Genomic DNA, 5,333 nt, shown 5'->3' with positions numbered 1-5,333 from the left:
CCTTACGAAACCATGTGGCGCATCCGGGGTTCGGAAGGTTTACTCATGGACTTGGTGCTCCATCCTGCAGAGGTCAAAGACTTTGCACTCCGGTGTACTGACTTCATGATTGGTATCGCTGAAAAGCAAATCGAGTTAACTCACCCTGTGGGTATGGTGGTCTGGGGTGATGTAGCCTACGATAAAGGGATGTTTTTCTCCCCAAAGTTGTGGCGAGAAATCTTCTTTCCCTGCCTCAAAAAAATTTGTGATTTCCTCCATGAAAAGGGTGTACTCGTTCTCTATCATGGGTGTGGTCGAAGTGTAGAAATCTTTCAGGATTTAATCGAAGCTGGTATTGATGTCTACAATCCCTTAGAAGCCAAAGCCGGCATGGATCCGGTAGAACTCAAAAAGCACTACGGTGGGCGGATCGCCTTCTGGGGGGGGATCGATACCCGGCTCCTTGGGTATGGAACCTGGGAGGAAATTGAAAAAGAAGTTCTATACAAACTCAAGGCTGGTATTGGGGGAGGCTATATGCCTTCTTCGGACCATTCGGTAGCCAGTAACGTGAATCCCCTGTATTACGACCGAATGATTCGTCTCCTCCAGGAGAAAGGTCGATATCCATTACAGTTTTAAGCGAAAAAAGGAGGTGTACTATGACTTCTAAGGAAAGAATGCTCATTGCTCTGGAGAAAGGAAAACCGGATCGTCTTCCGGTAACCGTTCATCAATGGCAAAAGTATCATCTTGACACGTATCTTGGTGGTATGACCGACTTAGAAGCGTTTGAATACTTTGGCATGGATGCTGCTATCCAGTATTTCCAAGATATGGGCCAATTCTGGCTTCCCGATGCTGATTTCACCAAATTCTCCACTCCTACCTGGAGAGATGAAGTTGAGGTGGTGAACAACGATCCAGAAAATCGTATCTATCACCACACCATTTACACCCCAGAAGGTACACTAACCTATAAAACAGCAGGAAACCGAAAAACCACCTGGATTACTGAGTACCTCATTAAAAAAGATGAAGATATTGAACTCATTCGTAAATACATGCCGGTTCCGGAACTCAACCCAAAGCCGGTAAACGAACTCTACGACCGGATCGGCGATCGAGGAATACTACGTGGTTTTGTATGGGGAGACCAGGCAGGATGCTGGCAACACGCTGCGTGCCTCATGGATATCAACGAACTCATCATTCGCACCTTCGACAAACCAGACTGGGTTCACGAGCTGCTTTCCATTCTTTTAGCGAAAAAACTCCAGTTTGTAGAAAGCATGAAAGGAGCAAAATTTGATCTCATTGAAACTGGAGGGGGGTCGGCATCATCTACTCTCATCTCTCCGAAGTTGCACGAAGAGTTCTGCCTCCCATATGACCGCAAACTCCACCAGGCTCTTCACGACCTGGGTTTTCGAATTACCTACCATACTTGTGGTGGTACCAAAGGTATTGAAGACCTCATCGTTGCCAATGAAACTGATGCTTCCGAAACCTTAGCACCAGTGAGTATCGGTGGTAACCAAGAACCATGGGAGTTTAAACAAAAAATTGGTAACCGTCTGGCGCTCATCGGGGGCATGGACCAGTTCAATGTTCTAACCTCGGGCACTAAAGAGGAAATCCGTACCGCGGTTTTTACCCTCTTTGCAAAAGTAGGATATGATGGAGGATACATTCTTTCTTGCGCCGACCATTTCTTCGATACGCCTCCTGAAAATCTTAAAATATATGTTGAAGCAGCAAGAGAGTGCGTATATTGATATGAACACCGTGCTCGTAGAAATGCGAGGGATTGTAAAAAAGTTCCCTGGAGTGATTGCCCTAGACCATGTCAACTTTGATTTGAGAAAAGGCGAAGTTCATGTCCTTTTAGGAGAGAATGGAGCTGGGAAGAGCACACTCATTAAGGTTCTGAGCGGCGCTTACCCTGCAGATGAAGGAGAAATTTTCATCGAGGGTGAATTAGTTCACATTACTTCCCCACACATAGCCCTTAACCGAGGCTTACGTTTCATTTACCAAGAACCGAGCCTCGTTTTTGACCTTGATGTCGCCCGCAATATTTTCTTAGGTATTGAGCCGGTTCAAGGTGGATTTCTCAATCTTTCTCTTCTATATAGGATGACCGAGGAGCTTCTGCAGAAAATGCAGATTGACCTCAATCCCCGAAAGATAGTACGATACCTGAGCGTTACAGAGCAAAAGATGGTGGAGATTGCACGGGCTCTGGCTACTCAAGCAAAAGCAATTATACTCGATGAACCAACCGATGTTCTAGAAAGTTACGCTCGAGAGAAGCTTTTTACCATCATACGTAACCTAAAACAGAAGGGAGTCGGCTTCGTTTACATTTCCCACCGATATGCTGAGGTTTATGAAATTGGGGATCGAGTGACCATCCTTCGAGATGGAAAAAGTGTAGGAACTTTCGAGATTAAATCGATTTCCTTTGAAACCATGATCGAAAAAATGGTGGGAAGGACTTTAGAAAAAAGGCATGTAGCGCTCTCTCCACCTCAAGAAAAGGAAGCCCTGCGTCTTGAGAACGTCTCTCGAGGAGAGATTCTCAGAAACATCACCATCACAGTCAAAAAGGGTGAGATTGTGAGTGTTACTGGTCTTATGGGGGCCGGAAAGACAGAACTGGCTGAAACCATCTTTGGAATTCATCCCAAAACTGGAGGTACCATTTACATAGATGGAGAACAAAGGGAAATCCAGAGTCCAGACCAGGCTATCCGTTGGAACGTTGCTTTTCTTCCTGAAGACCGAAAAACGAAAGGACTCATCCTGGATCAGGCAGTACGTGATAACTATGGGCTTCCTAATGTAAACCGTCTGAGCCGTCTCGGTTTTATTCGCTTCCAAAGCATGAATCAGGAAACTGAACGGTTCATCAAAGAATTGCGCATCAAGACACCACACCGGTATACTCTCGCGGGACAACTCTCCGGAGGAAACCAACAGAAGCTTGTTCTTGCTAAATGGCTGGGTATGAACCCCAAGGTCCTTCTCCTTGACGAACCCACTCGAGGAATTGACGTTCTGGGAAGAAGAGAAATATACCGGATTGTTGCCGAGCTAGCAGCAATGGGTACCGCTGTTCTTCTCTTCACCTCGGACTACAGTGAAGCTTTGGAATTAAGTCATCGAATCCTGGTAATGCGCCGGGGAGAAATTTGTCAGGAGTTCCTACGGGGGGAAGTCACTGAAGATGCAATTCTTAAGGCTGCCATTGGCGAAGTCAAATGCATCTTATGAATATTGAAAGGAGCGAGAGATAAGAATGCTTAAACTTACCAGAGCCCAACAGTTTCAAAGAGCCATTCAGGCTATCTTTGGGCTTATCATCATTAACGTACTTTTTTTGGTCCTTTCCCCAACCTATCGCCAGATTGGGAATTTCCAAACTATTTTTGCCCAGGCTACAGTTCTTGGAATTATGGCCAGCGGTTCCACCATTGTTCTCATCTCAGGAGGCTTGGACCTTTCCGTGGGATCACTTCTTACCCTCACTTCGGTTCTTGTTGGAACCTTCCTGATATGGGAATATCCGGTGTGGCTCTGTGTTTTTCTCGGTCTCCTTATTGCCACCGGATGGGGTCTAGTTAACGGTCTCATTGTCATCGGTACTGGCATCCCTCCCTTCATCGTTACCTTAGGAATGATGATGGTGCTCCGGGGTTTTGCCGAACTTTCTGCAGCAGGAAAAGACATGTCCTCTTTTCCCCGGAGCTTTAGAATTCTTGGTTCTGGATACGTGGTCCCTGTCCTTATCATGACCATGGTGTATTCTTTTGTAACCATATTCCTCTCCCGAACCAAATTGGGGTTCTACGCTTACGCCATAGGTGGAAATCCCGAAGTGGCACGCCTCGCCGGTATTCGAGTAAACCATTTGCGCCTCCTCTACTATGCTCTTGGAGGTTTTATGGCTGGATTGGCATCCGTCGTTCTTACTGCAAGACTTAACTTTGCGAACTCCACCTTTGGGCAGGGAATGGAACTGAATGCCATCGCTGCAGCAGTTATTGGGGGGACCAGCCTCTCTGGAGGGGTGGGCGGAGCCTTGCGAACCATTGTGGGAGTACTCATCATGACCTGCCTTTCTGCAGGACTCAGCCACCTGGGTATTGGTTCTTCCTGGCAAAGGGTAGCAATCGGCATTATCATCATCCTGGCGGTATGGTTTGATGCCTTGCAACGCCGCAGGGCATTACAATAAAAACCCTATTGGAGGTGAGAAGTATGAAGTTCGTGCGGGTAACCATCTTGTGTGTGTTCATCGTATCGGTGTTCTTAGGAACAAGTGTTTTGGCAGCAGAGACTTTGACCATCGCTTATATCGGTGCTTCGACAAACCTTCCCTTCTGGATCACCTTGCGGGAAGCAGCTCGGGAAAAAGCAAAAGAGCTCGAAGTGAACCTTCTCGATCTTACCCCACCTCAGCTCGATGCTCAAGCCCAAAAAGATGCTTTTGACAACGCTCTGCAACAGAAGGTCAGCGGTATCATTATTGGTGCTGCCGATAACAGGGCCTTAGGTGATTCCCTGGATAAAGCCCAGACCATGGGTATCCCGGTGGTTGCTGTAGATACCGGTATCGATCATCCCTGGATTGCTTCTTTAGTTCAAACTGACAACTTAGCTTCTGCTCGTATTGCTGGTCAGTATATCCTCGAAAATATGCGTAAACCTGGTAAAGTTCTCATCGTAGGGGGTATTTTGGGTCATCAGACCGGTGATGCTCGGAAAAACGGTGTAACTGAAGTTCTGGAAGAAGCGGGCGTTGAGGTGATTTTCCGTGCTGCCGACTGGTCTCCCGAAAAAGCCTACGAAATCACCCAGAACGAGCTCAATGCCCATCCAGATATTACTGCCATCTTTGGAGCCTGGGACCCAGGTGCTCTTGCAGCCAAAGCCGCCGTTACCGAGAAAGGGCTTCTCGGCAAGATCCTCATTGTGGGATTTGACGGAGACCCTGCAGCGTTAAAGGCAATCAAAAACGGAGAGATGGCAGCTACTATCAAACAGGACAACGTGAAAATGGGTCAGGACGGTGTGGCTTTGCTCGTCGATGTTATTCGGGGAAAAGAAGCACCCAAATACATTCCCATCATGGGAATCCTCATCGACGCTAATAACGTCGATGAGTTTCTCCAATAAGAGTTATTTTCCCTGATCTGCCGAAGCAGATCAGGGAAAACCTTACGAAACCATGTGGCGCATCCGGGGTTCGGAAGGTTTACTCATGGACTTGGTGCTCCATCCTGCAGAGGTCAAAGACTTTGCACTCCGGTGTACTGACTTCATGATTGGTATCGCTGAAAAGC

At 47.2% G+C, this 5,333-nt stretch carries 5 protein-coding genes; all 5 read left to right on the top strand.

Annotation, left to right across the window (positions count from 1 at the left end; all coding sequences use genetic code 11):
* Positions 1 to 624 (top strand): uroporphyrinogen decarboxylase family protein (locus ABDK92_10965; GenBank protein ID MEN3187121.1); only part of this gene is annotated, 624 nt, incomplete at its 5' end.
* 20 nt (positions 625 to 644) lie between these two features.
* Positions 645 to 1,760 carry a uroporphyrinogen decarboxylase family protein gene (locus tag ABDK92_10960; protein ID MEN3187120.1) on the top strand — a complete coding sequence of 372 codons (1,116 nt, stop codon included), beginning with the start codon at positions 645 to 647 and terminating at the stop codon, positions 1,758 to 1,760.
* A 1-nt stretch (position 1,761) separates the two neighbouring features.
* Positions 1,762 to 3,261: a sugar ABC transporter ATP-binding protein gene (locus ABDK92_10955; protein MEN3187119.1), complete on the top strand. Its 1,500-nt coding sequence runs from the start codon at positions 1,762 to 1,764 to the stop codon at positions 3,259 to 3,261.
* A gap of 25 nt (positions 3,262 to 3,286) precedes the next feature.
* Positions 3,287 to 4,225 carry an ABC transporter permease gene (locus ABDK92_10950; protein ID MEN3187118.1) on the top strand — a complete coding sequence of 313 codons (939 nt, stop codon included), beginning with the start codon at positions 3,287 to 3,289 and terminating at the stop codon, positions 4,223 to 4,225.
* Positions 4,226 to 4,248: 23 nt separating this feature from the next.
* Positions 4,249 to 5,166, top strand: coding sequence for a sugar ABC transporter substrate-binding protein (locus ABDK92_10945; protein MEN3187117.1), 918 nt, complete (start codon positions 4,249 to 4,251; stop codon positions 5,164 to 5,166).
* Positions 5,167 to 5,333: the final 167 nt, after the last annotated feature.

The sequence above is a fragment of the Atribacterota bacterium genome, from assembly GCA_039638595.1.
Lineage (GTDB): Bacteria > Atribacterota > Atribacteria > Atribacterales > Caldatribacteriaceae > Profundicultor > Profundicultor thermophilus.
The sequence above is the reverse complement of the archived record's forward strand: the minus strand, read 5'-3'. Positions and strand labels throughout refer to the sequence as shown.

Bases quoted from the DNA above. Each gene is read 5' to 3' on its own strand.
- ABDK92_10960 (MEN3187120.1), top strand. From the start codon at position 645: ATGACTTCTAAGGAAAGAATGCTCATTGCTCTGGAGAAAGGAAAACCG.
- ABDK92_10955 (MEN3187119.1), top strand. From the start codon at position 1,762: ATGAACACCGTGCTCGTAGAAATGCGAGGGATTGTAAAAAAGTTCCCT.
- ABDK92_10950 (MEN3187118.1), top strand. From the start codon at position 3,287: ATGCTTAAACTTACCAGAGCCCAACAGTTTCAAAGAGCCATTCAGGCT.
- ABDK92_10945 (MEN3187117.1), top strand. From the start codon at position 4,249: ATGAAGTTCGTGCGGGTAACCATCTTGTGTGTGTTCATCGTATCGGTG.